Source organism: Pseudodesulfovibrio aespoeensis Aspo-2, from assembly GCF_000176915.2.
Taxonomy (GTDB): domain Bacteria; phylum Desulfobacterota; class Desulfovibrionia; order Desulfovibrionales; family Desulfovibrionaceae; genus Pseudodesulfovibrio; species Pseudodesulfovibrio aespoeensis.
Map to the genome: position 1 here is coordinate 1,049,268 of NC_014844.1, position 16,529 is coordinate 1,065,796.

Below are 16,529 nucleotides of genomic sequence, written 5' to 3' on the forward strand. Positions count from 1 at the left end.
AGCGTCACATCCCTGACAACTAGTTGCTCAATTTCATTGGGTTTGTGCCATATTAAACAAATACACGCCGTTCCTGAGCGGTGTTGTTTTGCCTGTTTCGCGAAACTGTCGAGCCGTTTTGTCTGATGAAATGAATCCGATCTCATCGTGCATCGTCTTCCATGGACGGATGCGTTCGTCGTGTGATGGCTCTCAATGACGTGATTATTTAGAAAATGCTGTGTGTCAGCGTGCGTCTTGATGCGTTTAGAATCGCTATTTCATTATTCTGCCCGTTGAAGAGGGCGATGCTCGCGCATATGCCCATTTATGTATCTAGAGTGTCTATTTGCATGCGCCCTTATAAGCGCCCAGCTGACAGCGATTGTGGCCATGGAGGAGCGGCCCAGCGGCCTGAGCTTGTACATTTTTTCCCAAGCTGGCTGCCCAGGCCGCGCAGATGAGTTGTTTTTCATCATAGTCTGTAACCGGGGGGTGGTCTGCGGCGATGGAGACTGTGTAATGACCTCGCCGACCGCATGCCTGCCTTTGGGGAAAGGGGGGACAGTCTGAGACGGCTGTGTCCGGGCTTCGGTGCTGGCGGGGCAGTGGCAAAGGAGTATGATTGTGGAAATCAGTTCTTTGAGTTCCATGAGCGGATCGAGCGGCATCCAGAGCATCATATCCGCATACAGGAACGAGGCTCAGGAAGATTCGGCCAGCTTCATCGAAAGCCTCCAGGCCGACGAGGAGGAAGCGTCTGCCAGCAGCGGGCTCAAGGTCAGCCCGTCCTCGTCGTCAGGGAGCTTTGCAAGCTCCGACAGCGTCGAAGAGTCGGAAAGCTCCGAGGTGTTCGATCCGCTCGATACCAACGAGGACGGCCAGGTTTCGCTGGAAGAGCTGCAGGCGGCCATGCAGGAGAAGCTGGAGAAGATGGGTGCCGGTGGAAACAGCGGTATCGACAGATTCAGCGACTCCGAGGCGTTTGATCAGCTCATGGACATGTCCGCATCCGGGCCTGAAGAGGCCGGGTACGAGGCGTATGGCCGGATGCAGCAGGCCTATTCCGATTCTGTCGGCATGGGCATGACCACCGGCCTGAGCCTGACGGCCTGAGCCGGTTCATTGCTCCCACTCCCACCTACGGGTACGGAGTTTCGACTCCGGGCCGCGCCTTCGGGCGCGGCTTTTCTTTGTCCTGCCGTCCGGTTGCGACCGACCGGTTGCAGCCAAAAGAAAAAGGCCCATGCGCGGATGAACCGGGCATGGGCCTGTGGAGTTGCGGTTAGTCCTTCCTGGGCTTGTACGGCTTCTTGAAGGGGTGTTTGCCCGGACCGGGCGCGCCTTTTTTGGGGTAGTCGCGGCGGTAGGGCGGTTTTTTTGGCGAATCTCCCTGGCTGACCAGGGGGCGTCCGTCGCGGCTGAGGACGCGGCTGACAACCAGCTCGGCCTCAGGGCCGGGCACGGTGAAGGTGGTCCGCTCGCCCTGCACGCGCACATGCTGGATGGACCACGGCTTGATGCGCGCCGCTTGGGAAATGAAGTCCACGAAATCCTTGGGGTTCATGCCATCCACGCGCCCCAGGGAGCAGACCAGGTCGGCGCGGCCCCGGTTGGCCGCGGTGACGGTGTTGATCTCGCGGTAGCTCGACTCCACCAGCTCGTCGCCAAAGGCGTGCTTGAGCAGGGCGGCGACGACATCCTCCGGCTCGCGGCCTTCGAGCAGGTCTCGGGCCATGGGCAGATAGGGTGTGTGGGCCTCTTCCTGGATGATGCCGTCCAGTCCGTCCACCATCCGGCTCTTCTTGGAGTAGATGACATCGTGGATGCACGGCAGCTTGGCCTTGGTGATGTCGATGCCTGAGCTCTTGGTGATGAACATCAGGCGTCGGAACTCGCTGGGGGCGATCAGGGAGATGGCCACGCCCTCCTTGCCCGCCCGGCCCGTGCGCCCGGTGCGGTGCACGAAGGTCTGCGGGTCCTGGGGCAGGGCGAAGTTGACCACATGGGTCAGGTCGGGCACGTCGATGCCGCGCGCGGCCACGTCGGTGGCCACCAGGATGGTGACCAGCCGCTTCTTGAACCTGCCGAGGATCTCCTCGCGCCGGGCCTGGGACAGGTCGCCGTGGATCGGCTCTGCCGGGTAGCCGCGCTCCGTGAGCCTGCTGGCCACGCGGTCGGCGTCGGCCCGCGTGCGGGTGAAGACCAGGCCGTAGAAGTCAGGCTCGGCGTCCACCACCCGGCACAGGGCTTCGAAGCGGTCCGAATCGGCCACCTCGTGGAAGACCTGCTTGGTGAGCGGGATGTCGTTTTTTTCGGCCTTGACAGTGATCAGTTCGTAGTCGCCCATGAACTCCTTGGCGATGCGCATGACCTCGTGGGGCATGGTGGCCGAGAAGAGCAGGGTGCGGCGGTCGGTGTTGGCGGATTTGAGAATCTCGCGCACATCGTCCACAAAGCCCATGTTGCACATCTCGTCCGCCTCATCGAGGACGAAGAAGTCGAGTTCGTCGAGGTGCAGGGTGCCGCGCTTGAGGTGGTCCATGATGCGGCCCGGGGTGCCGACCACCACGTCCACGCCGCTTTTGAGCGCCTTGAGCTGCATGTGGATGGCCTGTCCGCCGTAGACAGGCAGGACGCGGATGCGCTTCTTCCCCTTGAGGGAGTTGATCTCGTCGGCCACCTGGATGGCCAGCTCGCGGGTGGGGGTCAGGACAAGCGCCTGCACCCGTTTCGCGTTTTCAACAGCGGTTTCGATGATGGGCAGGCCAAAGGCCGCGGTCTTTCCCGTGCCTGTTTGGGCCTGGCCGACGATGTCGACCGCGCCTTGCAGCAGCAGGGGGATGGTCCGCTCCTGGATCGGGGTGGGGCATGTGAAGCCCTTGGATTCCAGGGCCGCCAGAGTCTCCTCGGACAGGCCCAGTTCCTTGAAATCAGTCATGTGATCCTTGTGTTCAGGCCGCGCCTTTGGGGCTGGCCGGTGGCAGTGAAGTTGCATGGGTTCGCGCCGGGTGCGGACAGTCCGCGTGGCGGCGATGCGAGCCGGATGCGCCGTGCTCCCGGACCGCATGCGCGGCCTGAGAGATAAAAATATTAGCGGGGACGGAAGGTGATGCGACCGCGAGTAAGATCGTAGGGGGAGAGTTCGACGGTGACTGTGTCACCGGGCATGACGCGGATGCGGAATTTGCGCATCTTGCCGGAGATGTGGGCGAGAACAGAGTGCCCGTTTTCGAGTTCGACGCGGAACATTGCGTTGGGCAGCGCTTCTTCAACGGTGCCCTGGACGGTGATCCCTTCTTCTTTAGCCATATAGTGCATATCCTCCTTAGCGGGACGGGAAAAGCCCGCCCCGGAAGGGCGGGCTTGGGTTGCCGTAATCGGCGTTTGGTCGGTAACTACCAGCGGGGGCGCTCTGGGCGGGGCCGCGCCTCGTTGACCTTGATGCTGCGGCCACCGAGGCTGCTGCCGTTCAGGTTTTCGACGGCTTCAAGCGCGCCCTGGTCTCCCATCTCCACGAAGCCGAAGCCGCGCGGGCGATCGGTTTCGTGATCATTGACGAGTTTGACGGAACGCACTTCGCCGTATGCCTCAAAGGCGGCGCGCAGTTCCTCTTCGGTACAGTTCCAGGGCAGGTTGCCCACATACAGATTCTTGGCCATTCGTACAGATCTCCAGAAGCAGATAAGGGACATGGTCGATTGGCGACAGGTCGCCCGGTGAACCAAAAAATGGGGGGGATTCGATGCGTGCAAGCGTCTCAAATACCACTGTTTGTCCACCAATCGTCGGCACGAGCAGACGACTGTCGGGCGCCTCCCAGAGGACAACGCCGACTACTGTAGTAAGTGGCCTTACGCTTTGAAGGTACGCCAGTCAAGGAAAAAGTGCGCGCCGCGCCTGTGTTTCCTCAGATGACGAACGCCATTTCGCCGAAGATTTTGTCCTCATCGTAGAGGCCGGGGCGCTCGGCGGCCACAGTTTTCATGGTCTGGAAATAGGCGTCCCAGCCCATGACCTCGGCCACCTTGCGCTTGTCCACGAATATCTTGAAGGTCGTGCCTCTGGGGCATTTGGTCAGGTTGAGTTCGAGCACTCCCACCGGGGTCATCTCGGTCCAGAAGGCGGACCATGACGAGCGGTCGCCTTCGGTTTTCTTGTATTTTTCAAAATACGCCTCGAAAATCCGCGCAATCTCGGCCCGTTCCATCAAGCGCCTCGCTTTTTTGGCATCATGCCCCAAAACCGGGCCTGCGCCAAGCCCGTGTCACGAGTTTGCCACCGGACCGTTTTTGCTGTATTTCTTCACGACGTGGGTACTCTGGGCACAGGAGGTAGGCGTGCAGGCGATTGTCAGGTGGGTGGTCATGCCCAGGCGGGCCGACGTGGCCATCATCAATGCGGGGCTTGAGGCCTGGATGGCGGTCGAGAGGTTTGCTCCGATCGATTCCCGCCGTCTCCAGGTCTGCGTGGAGGGGGTGTTCTCCTATTGCGTGGGCGCCATCCGCGCGGGCGGCGGCGCGGAGGACATTGCCGTCACCCTGTTCCGGATCGATGAGCGGCTGCGGGTGCTCATCCAGCATTCGGGGCCGCCCGGCGAGTGGGACGACTGTCTCAAGCTCGATGGCTGCCCCTCCATCAAGCGGACCAGTTTCGATGCCATGGGACTGTTCATCGCCAGGGAGCTGCTCCACAGCCTGTCCTGCGACAGCCGCTACGACATGGCAGCGGGCGCTTCGCTCAGGACCTATGACCTGGCCTACCTGCCAGGGCAGGGCAGTGTGCCGCGATGAGTTCATTTTTCCGGTTCATCGTGTCCGACGGGCCGGGAGCGGGTCTGGTCCGCCTTGGCCGAGTCTTCTTATGGGGGCGAATGTGAGCGACGATTGCGAGGTCATGGGGGTCTACTCCCACAGCACCAAATACGAGTACAAGGTGGGCGAGCGCGGCTCGCGCTACCGCAACGGCACCTTCTGGTTCGTGCGTCGGCGCAGCGACGACATCTACGAGGTCCGCCCGCTCAACGCCAACCATGTCCCCTCTGGCGTCACCCGGCTCATAAGTCGCGACGACTTCCTGAAGCAGTACACGCCTGAACTGTCCTATTATCAGGACAACACCCTGCCCTGTCTCGACGCTTTGCAAAAAAAGGTGCGCCTGGGACGGCGCTACTTCAACCTCGGCCAGCTGGACAGGGCCGAGCAGGAATTTTGCAGCGCGGTGCTCATGCAGGAGGACTCGGCTGACGCCCACATGGGATTGTCCGAGGTCTATGCCGAGCAGCAGGAGTTCACCAAGCTGCGCACCGTGCTCGACAAGCTGCTCAACATCGACGAGGTGTTTCGCGAGGAGCAGCGTCACCGTTTCAACGAGTTCGGCATCAACCTGCGCAAGCAGGGGCGGTTTGACGACGCCATCCGCTTCTACGCCAAGGCGCTCGAAGTCAACGACGAGGACGAGAACCTGCATTTCAACATCGCCCGCGCCTTTCACGGGCGGGGGCGGTGCGAGGAGTGCCGCACACATCTGGCCCGCGCCCTGGCGCTCAATCCTGCCATGCCGGAGGCCAGGAGCTTCTTGCGCGCCCTGGAAGCGGAGCAGGCCGATGCGGACGAACTGGCCCGCAGAACCCGCGAGGGCATGGCCGCACAAGGGGAGCGGGCGGCCCTGGAGCGCAACCGGCAGCGCGCCTCGGGCGATGGGGCCGCATCCGGCGGCAAAATGGATTACGTGCTCTCGTTGAAATAGGCCAGGGTGGCCGCCCAGGCGTGACGGCAGGTCTTGGCGCAGTGCCACGACCCGGTGGCCGGATCGCCCGGCTGGGTCGCGTTGGCGAATCCGTGGCCCGCATCAGGGTAGGTGATGACGCGAAAGTCCACCCCGGCCCCGCGCATCTCCTGCTCGAAGACCGGGATCTCGGTCATGGGCACCACCCGGTCGTGGACGCCGTGCAGCACCAGTATCCTTCCCTTCACATCCCCTGCCGAACAGGGCAGCGGCGTGTTCAGGTAGCCGTAGAAGCTGGCCGTGGCCAGCAGCGGCGCGCCCGAGCGGGCCAGCTCCAGGGCCGTGCATCCGCCAAAGGAGAAGCCCACGGCATGGAGCCGGGCCGGATCGGCCAGTCCGTGTCCGGCCAGGGCTTGGAGCCCGGCCAGGGCGCGCTGGCGCATGAGCCGCCTGTCGGACCGGTAGATGCGTGACTGGGCCGATGCCTCCTGCGGGGTCCTGGGGCGGACACCCGCGCCGTACATGTCGCAGAGCAGGGCGGCAAAGCCGTGTCGGGCCAGCATCTCGGCATGGGGGAGCATGTATCCGCCCGGCCCCATGAACTCGTGGAAGACGAGCACGCCCGGCAGCGGACCGGACCGGGTCAGGGCATCGTCATGCACGAGCGTCCCTTCAAGGGGCGTCTGGCCGTGCCGGTAGGGCAGGGTCGTGTATGTGATCACTTGAAATCATCCAGGCAAAAGCGCGTGCCGACCACATGGGCGCAGTGCATGGGCTCGTAGCCGTCCTCACTGCCGCCGCCATGGTGGTAGGCGCAGAAATATTCGTCGTTGCCCAGAGACACCCAGCCCGAATAGCCGAAATCCGGCGATGCGGCCTGCCGGTCGTTGCGCAGCTCCAGCACATGGTCCTGCACCCACTGGTCGGGCAGGCCATCGTTGGCTTCCCATTCCCAGGCAGAGTCGCGCAGCAGGGTCGGCTCGTGGATGACCAGCCGGACCCGCTCCCAGGTGCAGTCCACCGCGTTGTCCTCAAAGGGATAGGGCGCGCCGAAGAGGATGGGCCGCGTGTCCGCGTGGTCGTCGTCCACCGCCATTTCGGCCCTGCGCTCCCCGTTGACCAGGAGGGTGACGCACCCCTTGGCATAGTCGAGCCGGATGGCGTTGAACCGGCCCGGTTCGATGGGGATTGGCGGCTGCCCGTCCTCAGGCTCGATGCGGTCGGGAAAGATTCGGAACCAGACGCCCAGGCGCAGGCCGCAGCCGTTTGGCCCGGCCCGGTCCACGCGCACCGAGGCTTCCAGGCTGGCCGTGGCCGAGCGCGGGTCGGTCATGGGCCGCAGGGCGTAGCGGACCACGCTGTCCGGCCCGGCTTCATTGCACACGCGCAGGCCGTGGGGCGTCAGGGTCGGATTGTCCGGGTTGGGGTGGCGGCCATGGGGCTTGAAATCCCCGGCCAGTTCGGCCTCGGTGCCGAGCCAGGCACAGGTGCCGCCGTCCGGCCCCACGTTGCGGTAGGTGACGAGCAGCCTGCCGCAGTCCGTCAGCCCCAGGGTGGGGCGGTGGCCGATGAGCGGGGTGGGGACCGGGTCGGACCATGTCCGGCCCAGGTCGTGGCTGGCGCACAGGTACATGGGCTCGTAGACAAAGCTGTTCTCGCGCATCAGGGCCAGCAGCCGGTTATCTGGCAGCAGGACCATGGACGCCTCGCAGAGCACGAGGTTGCGCTGGCGGGCCATGACCGAGAGCGGGGTCCAGGTGCGGCCCGAGTCCCCGGAGCAATAGACCATCTGCTCGGTATTGGCCTGCCGGATGGCCGGGTGGGGCGCGGTGCCCCGGTGCAGGTGCCCGGTGGTCAGCAGCGTGCCGTTGCCAAGCTCGATGGGCCGGTCCATGATGCCGTGGATCAGGCCGGTCGGTCGGGTGGTCTGCCAGGAGCGTCCTTTGTCCTCACTGCGGTGCAGGAACGGCCCGGCGTCGTCGAGGATGAGCAGTTCGCCGTCCTTGAGCCGGGCCAAGCGCGGGCAATGGCTCTGGGGCGCGTCCATGCGCCGGGCCTTGCCGAAGGTGCGTCCCCCGTCCTTGCTCTCCTTGAGCAGCAGGGCGCGGCGCGTGCCCACATGTTGGTCGAATTCGTTGTAGGCCACCAGCAGGCCCCGCTTGCCCATGCGGATCACGTCAGGGAAGCAGAGGTAGTGGTCCTGCCTGCGGTCGATGACCGTGTGGCGGGTTGGATCAAGGGTCAGGCTCGGCATGGTCGTTAGGCAGCCGGATCGGGGTTAGTCATCGCCGCGTTCGTCCTGGACCCGCTTTGTCTTGGCGAAGCTGCGCGGCAGCTCGCCGGGGCCGAGGATGGTCACGTCGCTGCGCACCAGGATGTGCTTGCGGATTTCCGTGGCCACGGTCCGGGCAAGCCCTTCGTCGCTGCCCGCTCCGGCTTCCGGGGCGCGCTCGACGCGCACGGCCATGTGGTCAAGGCCGTCGTGGCGGGTGAGGGATATCTGGTATTCGGCGGACAGTTCCGGGAAGCCTTCGAGCACCGAGCCGATCTGGCCGGGGTAGATGTTGACGCCCCGGAAGATGAACATGTCGTCGCTGCGGCCCATGATCCTGTCCACACGCGGCATGGTCACCCCGCAGGGGCAGGGGCCGGGGATGAGCCGGGTCAGGTCGCGGGTGCGGTAGCGGATGAGCGGCGAGGCCTCTTTTTTGAGCGAGGTGACCACCATCTCGCCCACCTCGCCCGGTGCCACGGGCGTGAGGGTCTCGGGGTCCAGGATTTCAAGGATGAAGAGGTCGGCCCAGTAGTGGATGCCCTCATGGGCCACGCATTCGAGGCCGGTGCCGGGGCCGTAGAGTTCGGTCATGCCGATGATGTCGAAGCTGTGCTCAAGCCCCAGGGCTTCCTCGAACTGGCGGCGCATCTTCGGGGTATGGGTCTCGGCGCCGAAGATGGCCCGCTTGAGGGCTATGCGGTCCGTCAGCCCCTGTTTCTGCACCTCTTCGCCCATGAGCAGGGCCATGGACGCAGTGGAACACAGGCAGGTGGGTTTCAGGTCGGTCAGCATCTGGAGCTGAATTTCGAGCAGGCCGGGGCCGACAGGCAGGGCCATGGCCCCGAAGCGCTCACAGCCGAGCTGGAATCCCGCCCCGGCGGTCCACAACCCGTAGCCCACGCAGATCTGGACGCGGTCCTCCACGGTCAGTCCGGCCAGCTCGTAGCAGCGGGCGAACATGTCCTTCCACACATCGATGTCGTTCTGGGTATAGGCCAGGATCTTGCGCTTGCCCGTGGTGCCGCTGGAGCCGTGGATGCGCACCACGTCCGCCTCGGGCACAGCGAGCAGGGGCAGGGGGTAGCCGTCCTTGAGGTCGTCGGCAGTGGTGAAGGGGAGCTTGCCAAGGTCGTCCAGGGAGGTGATGTCGCCGGGCTCAAGGCCCATGCCCTGCATCCGCGAGCGGTAGAAGGGGCTGCCCTGAAAGGCGTGGTTCACGGTCCAGGCCAGCCCTTGCAGCTGGATGTCGCATATCTGGCCCTCGGTCAGGTCCGGGATGAAACGGTGGCGCATCAGTAACTCCTTGGTGCGTTCGGCGGCGATGCCCTTGTGCGCAGGGCAGGAATCCGGTAGCCTTCAGGGTGGCCGCCCAGTGGGTATTCATGCAGTAAAAGCGGCCGATCATCAAGTGTTCAAGGGAGATTCATGGAGAGCGTGCCCGGCTGGCTGTTTTTTCTGGTCGCTGCCGTCGCCGGTCTGGAACTGGGCGGGTTGGCAACCATTTTCATCCAACGGTGGATAGACGAGCGGCCCATCTTCAGGCCGGGCCGCTCGGTGTGCCCGTCGTGCAGGCACACCCTGTCCTGGCGCGAGACCATCCCGGTGGTCAGCTTTTTCATGCTCAGGGGGCGATGCCGCCACTGCGACACGCCCATCGGCGGCCAGTACATGCTGGTGGAGCTCTCCTGCCTGGCCTGGTCCCTGGCCCTGGCCCATCACTTCGGGCCGGGTCTGACCTGGGGGGTCTATCTGATCCTCGGATGTCTGCTGGTGGCCGGGAGCTTCATCGACTTCGAGACCTTCATGCTTCCCGACCGCATCACCCTGGGCGGCGCGGTTCTGGCCCTGGGCGCGGGCATCATCCTGCCCGAGCCGGGCTGGCGCGACAGCGTGGCCGGGGCAGCCTGCGGCGGGGCATTCTTCTGGCTGCTGCAACGCGCCTACCGGCTGTGGCGCGATGAGGAGGGCCTTGGCACCGGCGATGTCAAGCTCATGGTCATGATCGGGGCCATGACCGGCCTGACCGGCCTGCCCCTGACCATCCTGGCCGCTGCGGCCACCTCCGGCCTCGCCTGCGTCGTGTACATGCTGCGCCCCGGCGCAAAGGGGCTGAAGACCCGCATCCCCTTTGGCCCGTTCCTGAGCCTTGGCTGCATGTTTTATGTCCTCTACGGTCAGCAGGTTCTGGGCTGGCTGAATCTCTAGCCTCAAGGGGAGAAGCCGTGGTCCGTCGCCCGTTACGTCCTGTGATTCGCCCGGTCTTGCGTCTGCTTTTGGCGCTCCTGACGCTTCTGGTCCTGATTTCCTGCGCGCACGGGCGGTACATCTCCGTGCCGCTGCTGCCGGTGCACACCGTGCAGGTGGATGATGTGCGCCTGGGCTATCGCATGGTCGGATCGGGCGAGCCGCTGCTCATGGTCATGGGCTATGCCGGGACCATGGACGCCTGGGACAGCGTCTTTGTCGCCCGGTTGGCCAAAACCCGCCGGGTGATCCTCTTCGACAACCGGAATATGGGCCATTCCTCGACCTCGGACGCGCCGGTGACCATTGAGCGCATGGCTTGGGACGCCTTGGGCCTGCTCGACGCACTGGGCATCAAACGGGCCGATGTCCTGGGCTGGTCCATGGGCTCGATCATCGCCCAGGAGATGGCCCTGGCCCGGCCCGACAAGGTGGGCAAGCTGGTGCTTTACGGCACGGTCTTTGAGCCCGGCCCGGTGCTGGCCGCCCTGGACCGCTTCGACTCAATGACTCATGAACAACTGGTGGCGAGCCTGTTCCCCGCCCAGTGGGCGGAGCAGCACCCGGAGGTTTACGCCGGGCTGCCGTCCCCGGCCCTGCCGCCCGCTCCAAAGGCCGTGGCCCGACAGCGCGAGGCCCTGACCCTGTGGCCGGGAACCGGCGACAGGCTGCCCGGCCTGCCCAGCGACGTGCTCCTGCTGGTGGGCGAGGACGACAGCGTGACCGAGGCGTGCCAGAGCGTGGCCATGGCCTCGCTGATCCGGGGCGCGTGGCTCGCCCGCTTCGACGGCGGCGGGCACTGGCTCATGTACCAGACCCCGGCAGACATGGCCCGGCTGGTGGAGACGTTTCTTTCAACGCGGCAGGATTTGATCAATTAGCGCCTGGATAAACCATTGGTTCGGCCCCGCTGGTGTTGTCCCGATGGGTGTCGGGCCAGTCTAGTAGCGGCCCGACGGGGTGTCCGGCCACAGTCCCTTGAACCCCTTGCACAGGTGCAGGGTGAACTTGCGCGCGGGCTGGCCCCGGAATTCGGCCTGGAAGTGGAGGGGCGGGCCGACCGACTCGAACAGGGCGTGGGCCTCGCCAGGGGCGTCGCCCTGATGCTCCTTGCGGACCATGATCGCGTCCCAGCCGGTGCGCTCCGCGCCGGGGCCGGGCCAGAGATCGTACTGGTTCATGCGCCGGTCCGGGGTCCACAGGCAGTAGGTCACGGGCTGCCCCGGCGTGTAAAAGGCCAGCTCCGCCGTCACATCGTACTTGTCGCTGAAGATGAAGACCTGGGCCGGATTGTCAAACTCGGCGTCCATGAGCCGCTGCACCTCAAGGCCCAGCCCGTCCCACCCCTTGAGCCGGTTGGTGATGTTGTACTCGGCAGGCAGCGGGGCCAGGGGCGAGACAAAAATGAGCAGGGTCACAGCCGTGGCAATCCCGGCCAGCGCCAGCCGGGCTTTTTTCGTGCGCTCCGGGTTCTCCCACCATGCCTTGAGGGCCATGCCGCCCAGCACGCTTGCGGCCATGAAGGCAACGGCGGTCCAGTTGGCCTCGGTCTTGGACTTGAGCGCCCACAGGGTGATCGCCCCCCACAGCGGCCAGAAAAAAAGGGCCGATTGCAGATCACGCCGGTACGCACGATCAAACGCGCCGATAGGCCCGAAAAAGCTCTTGCGCACCGCGCGCCAGCCGCCGATCATCACCAAAACAAACCACCACGGCCCCAGTAGCCCGATCTGCGCCCCAAACATCTCCAGAAACGGGACGATGCGCAGGCTGAAAGGCTTTGGCTCGCCCGTGGACAGCCTGGCCACATGCCTGAAGCCCACCCAGTCGTGCTGCATGTTCCAAAGGATGATGGGCAGCATGCCCACGGCCACGCCGATCACGCCAGCCAGCACAAAGTTCCGCCAGAATCTCGGCGGCAACTGCCCGCGCAGATGGAGAATCACGGCATACACCTGGGCCAGGCCCATGAAGGCGAGCATCATGTACTTGGCCCAAATGCCCACGGCCAGACACGCCCCAAGCACCACGAATGGCACGCTCGACGGCACATGGTCCGGCCTGTTGCGCGTGGCCGCGGCCAGGGCGAAGAACCCCACGGTCCAGCACAAAATAAGCGGATTGTCCGTGGTCATTAGGATGCCCAGCCCGCTGAACAGCGGCATGGTGGCGGCCACGAACAGCACGAACACCGCCAGCCGATACTCGCGCCAGACCCGCGAGACGCCCACGTACAACGCCGCCTGGATCGCGCTCATGCCGATCACCGAGCCGAACCGGACCCCAAGCTCGACACTGCCGAACACCTTGCACCACAGCCCGATGATCCCGGCTATGAGCGGCCCCTTGGAATAATACGAGAGCTGCGGCCTGCGAATCCAGTCCCAATACTGGGCCTCGTCCTGCACCAGATTGAGCTGGCCCGTGGCCACAAACCAGTACCGGACCGCAAACGACACCGCGATCACCACAAAGGCGATCACGTCCAGACGCGGAGAATATGATTCATTGATGGGCTGCATGATTGTGAAGAGTCAGGTATAATACCTCCGCCCCCATGGCAAGTGTGGACATGCCTCCGGCGGCCGGGGGAAGGGAGCGGGGAACCTTTTGAGAAAGGTTCCCCGCTCCCTTCCCCCGGACCCCCATCCCTCACCCCTCCAAAACTTTTTATGTCGCTTCGCGAGGGGCTTGGAGGGGCTGGCCGTTACAGCAGGTTGTTGTCGAGCACCAGCGACGAGAGGGTGACCACGCCGACGACTTCGCCCAGGTCTTCGACGGGCGCGCTGCGCACGCTGGTCCTGTTCATCAGGCGGATCGCGTGGCGAATGTCCATCTTGGCCGGGACGGTGATGATCGGCTTGGTCATGATCTCGTAGATGCTGACGTCCTTGCCGTCGAGGCCGGGCACGATGACTTTCTTGACCAGGTCGGTGATGGTGACCATGCCCCAGGCGTCGTCATCGTTGCGCCGGGCGACCAGCAGCTCCGAGACGCGTGCGGTGCGCATCATCGCGGCTGCGTCCGATGCCGTAGCCATACCGTCGATGCTCAGCACCTCTTTCTTCATGACATCGCCTACGCGCACAATGGGTGCAGACATGACTCCTCCTGTGCCGGGCCGATTTGGTCGGCGCGGTTCGATTGTCGTTTACAGATACTGTTCCCTGACTTCTTCCTTGAACCGTTCGATCTGGCTTTCCATGCCGATGACCTGCTCGATGGGCAGGACAAAGGCGATGCCGGTACCCGGCTTGTGGAATTCCCCCGCCTCTCGGATGGCCTCAAGGACGGGTTTGACGAGATGCTCCTCCAGCAGGAACATGACAATGTCGGTCTGATCTTCCAGGGCAAGGCCGAAGAAGGTCATGGCCTCGCGCATGCCTGTGCCGCGTCCGGGAATGATGGTTGCCCCGGTGGCGCCGACAGCCTTGGCCGCATCCACGATGGGATCGGTCTTATGCGTTTTGACCGGCGCGAGTATCAGCTTGAATTTCATGTTTTACCCCCTGAAATTTATTCTTTCTGCGCCCGGCAACCCATTGGGTCACCTGGGCGTATGCCATGACCGCGATGATCGGGAACAGGCTGGCAAAGGCGATGAGCCCGAAGCCGTCCAGGGCCGGGTTGCTTCCGGGCACGGCCTCGGACAAACCCAACCCCAGCGCGGCCACCAGAGGCACGGTGACGGTCGAAGTGGTGACACCGCCGGAGTCGTAGGCCAGGGCGATGATTTTTTTGGGCGCAAAGAACGTCTGTGCCATAACGACGACATATCCAACGAGAATATAGATATATAAGGGCGTGCCTGTGACGATGCGAAAGGTTCCGAGGGTTATCCCCACGGCCACGCCCAGGGCAACGGTGATGCGCAGCCCCCATTGGCTGATGCCGCCGCCCGAGACCTCCTTGGCCTTGAGGGCCACGGCCAGAAGCGTGGGTTCGGCGATGGTCGTGGAAAACCCGATCATGGCGGCGAAGAGATATATCCAGCCGTAGGCGGTCCAATCGGAAGCGGCGGCCGCACCGCCCAGCAGGAAGGCGGGATCGGCCAGCTGTTCCGCCATGAGCCGCCCTATAGGAAACAGGGCTTTCTCGAGCCCCATCAGGAACATGGCCAGCCCGATGACCACATACACGCCGCCGATGATGAGGCTTTTGGGCCTGGGGATCGGGGAGCGCAGGACAAAGACCTGACACCCCACCAGCAGGACGACGATGGGCAGCACGTCGCGACACGTGGAGAGGAGGGCGGTGGCGAAATCTGTCAGAAAATCCATCTGGCACCTTGTCCTTGACGGTCTTAGCCGAAAACGATCAGTCCGTATCCGATGACGGCGATTATCGGAGCCAGCGCAGCTAAAGCTATAAGGCCAAAGCCGTCAATGAGTGGGTTGCGTCCTTTGATAATTGATGCGACTCCTATACCGAGGGCTGCAACCAGCGGAACGGTCACGGTGGACGTGGTTACGCCGCCCGCGTCATAGGCGATGCCCACGATTGCCGCCGGAGCGAAAATGGTCATGATCATGACCAGTACGTAGCCGCCAATAATAAAATGTTGCACCGGCCAACCTTTCAAGATGCGAAGCACGCCGATCAGAATGGATAATCCAGCTGAAAACGCAACCGACAACCTCAACCCAAGCGCATAGTTAGCCATTGCAGTTTCCCCTGAGGCGATAAAACCTCCCTGGGATACGACTCTGGCTGCCTCGGCTGATACGGCGATGAGGGCCGGTTCGGCCACGGTAGTCGAAAAACCGAGGGCAAAGGAAAAGGTCAGGAGCCAGAAAAGGCTACCCTTGCGTGCCAGGGCGTGCGCCATTTGCTCGCCGATGGGAAACAACCCCATCTCCAACCCCTGCATGAACAGGGTCAGCCCGATGATGACGAGCAGCCCGCCCTGCAGGACGCTGAATACGTCCGGCAGCGGTTGCCGGAGTACCACACCCTGGAAAAAGACGATGACCAGAATGATGGGCAGCAGATCCTTGAAGGAGGACCACAACCTGCCCGCTATGATCCGGGAAAAGGTCCGGACCAGCATTGCCGTCCTGGATGTCTGGTTCATGCTGTGCCCCGGCAGGGTGGGGTGGATGGCGGGTAGCCGTTGTTGGTATCCTTATGGGACATATCTGAGAAAATTCCTGTCACGGCGTGGTTTGGGGGCAAGCATCATTCTTTCCTGGCAGTTGAGTTCTTGAGTAGCCCTATGCGAATTATGCCCATTGCGTCAATGAGCATCGAAAACCGCGGGGCTTGCGCTTTGCGAAATCGCCAAGAATGAACCCAAGCCAACCTTGCCATTTTCATCGAAAGCCTTGGTCAAAGTTGTTTTGTCCCCACGCCAAAAAGTTTAGGAAAAAGGGGGATGGGGGTCCGGGGAAGGGGGAAAAGAACCCTTTTCGACAAATCCGCAGGACAGCGGATTTGGACGTTGCGGCTGCCGCAACGCCCCGAAGGGGTGCGGGCCAAGGACGGCCCGCATCAAAGGGTTTTTTCCCCCTTCCCCCGGCCGCCGGAGGCATCCCTCTTATTGCCACGGCTCCATGAACTGGGCGCTGGTGTGGCCGGTGGCGATGTGGGTGATGAGAGCGGAGCCGAACACGGCGGCGTCCATGAGCCCGGTGAAGTTGGCGAGCTGGTCGGGGTGTTTGATGCCAAAGCCCAGCGCAATGGGGATGGTGAAGATGGAGCGCGCCTCGGCGAGTTTTTCGCGGATGCGTTCGGGCAGGGAGTCACGCTGGCCGGTGGTGCCCAGCACCGAGACGAAGTAGCAGAAGCCTTGGGCGTTTTGTGCGTAGAGGCGCATGCGCTCCGGGCTGGTGTTCAGGCCGATGAGCGGGACCAGGGCCACGTTGTGGGGGGCCATGGCCTGTTTGACGAAGTCGGATTCCTCGTGGGGCAGATCGGCGATGATCAGGCCGGAGACTCCGGCGGCGGCGCAGTCTGCGCCAAAGGCGTCGAGACCGTACTGGTAGACGGGGTTGAGGTAGCCCATGAGCAGCAGGGCGGCGTTGAATTGGCCTTTGCGCGCCTTGAGCCCGTCAAATATCCAGGTCAGGTTGATGCCGTCCTCAAGGCACTTGAGGGACGCTTTTTCCACCACCGGGCCGTCGGCCACGGGGTCGGAGAAGGGCATGCCTATCTCGATGACTGCCGCGCCTGCGGCGTCGAGCTGTTCAAGTTCCTTCCAGAATTGTTCCCGATTGGGGAATCCGGCGGGCAGGAACGGGATGAGGGCGACCTTGCCCTTGGCCTTGGCTGCTTCTATTTTCGATTGCATTGGATTCATTGCATA

General features: G+C 63.5%; 18 protein-coding genes. 5 read left to right on the forward strand and 13 right to left on the reverse strand.

The window, feature by feature from the left end; translation table 11 throughout:
• Positions 1 to 606: 606 nt before the first annotated feature.
• Positions 607 to 1,095 carry a hypothetical protein gene (locus DAES_RS04640; protein ID WP_157864806.1) on the forward strand — a complete coding sequence of 163 codons (489 nt, stop codon included), beginning with the start codon at positions 607 to 609 and terminating at the stop codon, positions 1,093 to 1,095.
• Between the two features lie 169 nt (positions 1,096 to 1,264).
• Here the strand turns inward: DAES_RS04640 and DAES_RS04645 are convergent, their stop codons facing one another.
• The 4 genes from DAES_RS04645 to DAES_RS04660 all read right to left on the reverse strand — a co-directional run bounded on the left by DAES_RS04645 (position 1,265) and on the right by DAES_RS04660 (position 4,189).
• Entirely contained in the window at positions 1,265 to 2,920 is a 1,656-nt protein-coding gene (locus tag DAES_RS04645; RefSeq protein ID WP_013513877.1) for a DEAD/DEAH box helicase, read from the reverse strand.
• A 152-nt stretch (positions 2,921 to 3,072) separates the two neighbouring features.
• Positions 3,073 to 3,291: a translation initiation factor IF-1 gene (infA, locus tag DAES_RS04650; protein ID WP_013513878.1), complete on the reverse strand. Its 219-nt coding sequence runs from the start codon at positions 3,289 to 3,291 to the stop codon at positions 3,073 to 3,075.
• A gap of 86 nt (positions 3,292 to 3,377) precedes the next feature.
• Entirely contained in the window at positions 3,378 to 3,641 is a 264-nt protein-coding gene (locus DAES_RS04655; RefSeq protein ID WP_013513879.1) for an RNA recognition motif domain-containing protein, read from the reverse strand.
• 248 nt (positions 3,642 to 3,889) lie between these two features.
• Positions 3,890 to 4,189 carry a hypothetical protein gene (locus DAES_RS04660; RefSeq protein ID WP_013513880.1) on the reverse strand — a complete coding sequence of 100 codons (300 nt, stop codon included), beginning with the start codon at positions 4,187 to 4,189 and terminating at the stop codon, positions 3,890 to 3,892.
• Positions 4,190 to 4,319: 130 nt separating this feature from the next.
• Between DAES_RS04660 and DAES_RS04665 the strand changes: the two genes are divergently transcribed.
• Both DAES_RS04665 and DAES_RS04670 read left to right on the forward strand, forming a co-directional pair.
• Positions 4,320 to 4,772, forward strand: coding sequence for a hypothetical protein (locus tag DAES_RS04665; RefSeq protein ID WP_013513881.1), 453 nt, complete (start codon positions 4,320 to 4,322; stop codon positions 4,770 to 4,772).
• Between the two features lie 82 nt (positions 4,773 to 4,854).
• Entirely contained in the window at positions 4,855 to 5,727 is an 873-nt protein-coding gene (locus DAES_RS04670) for a tetratricopeptide repeat protein (RefSeq protein WP_157864807.1), read from the forward strand.
• Here the strand turns inward: DAES_RS04670 and DAES_RS04675 are convergent.
• Genes DAES_RS04675 through DAES_RS04685 form a run of 3 tightly spaced genes read right to left on the reverse strand, consistent with a single transcriptional unit; the run spans position 5,706 to position 9,274 of the window.
• Positions 5,706 to 6,428, reverse strand: coding sequence for a dienelactone hydrolase family protein (locus DAES_RS04675; RefSeq protein ID WP_013513883.1), 723 nt, complete (start codon positions 6,426 to 6,428; stop codon positions 5,706 to 5,708). The two genes, DAES_RS04670 and DAES_RS04675, sit on opposite strands and share 22 nt — an antisense overlap.
• Entirely contained in the window at positions 6,425 to 7,960 is a 1,536-nt protein-coding gene (locus DAES_RS04680) for a sialidase family protein (RefSeq protein WP_013513884.1), read from the reverse strand. The genes DAES_RS04675 and DAES_RS04680 overlap by 4 nt, the downstream gene beginning before the upstream one ends.
• A gap of 24 nt (positions 7,961 to 7,984) precedes the next feature.
• On the reverse strand, positions 7,985 to 9,274 hold the full coding sequence (locus DAES_RS04685; protein ID WP_013513885.1) for a phenylacetate--CoA ligase family protein: 1,290 nt from the start codon (positions 9,272 to 9,274) through the stop codon (positions 7,985 to 7,987).
• A gap of 132 nt (positions 9,275 to 9,406) precedes the next feature.
• Here DAES_RS04685 and DAES_RS04690 point away from each other — a divergent pair, with 132 nt between their 5' ends.
• Both DAES_RS04690 and DAES_RS04695 read left to right on the forward strand, forming a co-directional pair.
• Entirely contained in the window at positions 9,407 to 10,186 is a 780-nt protein-coding gene (locus DAES_RS04690) for a prepilin peptidase (RefSeq protein WP_013513886.1), read from the forward strand.
• 56 nt (positions 10,187 to 10,242) lie between these two features.
• Positions 10,243 to 11,106 (forward strand): alpha/beta fold hydrolase, encoded by an 864-nt coding sequence (locus DAES_RS04695; RefSeq protein WP_236608461.1) that lies wholly within the window; start codon positions 10,243 to 10,245, stop codon positions 11,104 to 11,106.
• A gap of 60 nt (positions 11,107 to 11,166) precedes the next feature.
• Here DAES_RS04695 and DAES_RS04700 read toward each other — a convergent pair whose 3' ends face one another.
• The 6 genes from DAES_RS04700 to trpA all read right to left on the reverse strand — a co-directional run bounded on the left by DAES_RS04700 (position 11,167) and on the right by trpA (position 16,523).
• A complete protein-coding gene (locus tag DAES_RS04700; protein WP_013513888.1) occupies positions 11,167 to 12,747 on the reverse strand; it encodes an ArnT family glycosyltransferase in 1,581 nt (526 codons plus the stop codon).
• Positions 12,748 to 12,932: 185 nt separating this feature from the next.
• Positions 12,933 to 13,328 (reverse strand): CBS domain-containing protein, encoded by a 396-nt coding sequence (locus DAES_RS04705; protein WP_013513889.1) that lies wholly within the window; start codon positions 13,326 to 13,328, stop codon positions 12,933 to 12,935.
• A gap of 48 nt (positions 13,329 to 13,376) precedes the next feature.
• Positions 13,377 to 13,724, reverse strand: a complete 348-nt coding sequence (locus DAES_RS04710) for a P-II family nitrogen regulator (protein WP_013513890.1) — start codon at positions 13,722 to 13,724, stop codon at positions 13,377 to 13,379.
• On the reverse strand, positions 13,684 to 14,505 hold the full coding sequence (locus DAES_RS04715) for a DUF1538 domain-containing protein (RefSeq protein ID WP_013513891.1): 822 nt from the start codon (positions 14,503 to 14,505) through the stop codon (positions 13,684 to 13,686). The genes DAES_RS04710 and DAES_RS04715 overlap by 41 nt, the downstream gene beginning before the upstream one ends.
• Positions 14,506 to 14,528: 23 nt before the next feature.
• On the reverse strand, positions 14,529 to 15,299 hold the full coding sequence (locus tag DAES_RS04720) for a DUF1538 domain-containing protein (RefSeq protein WP_236608462.1): 771 nt from the start codon (positions 15,297 to 15,299) through the stop codon (positions 14,529 to 14,531).
• Between the two features lie 462 nt (positions 15,300 to 15,761).
• A complete protein-coding gene (trpA, locus tag DAES_RS04725) occupies positions 15,762 to 16,523 on the reverse strand; it encodes a tryptophan synthase subunit alpha (protein WP_013513893.1) in 762 nt (253 codons plus the stop codon).
• Positions 16,524 to 16,529: the final 6 nt, after the last annotated feature.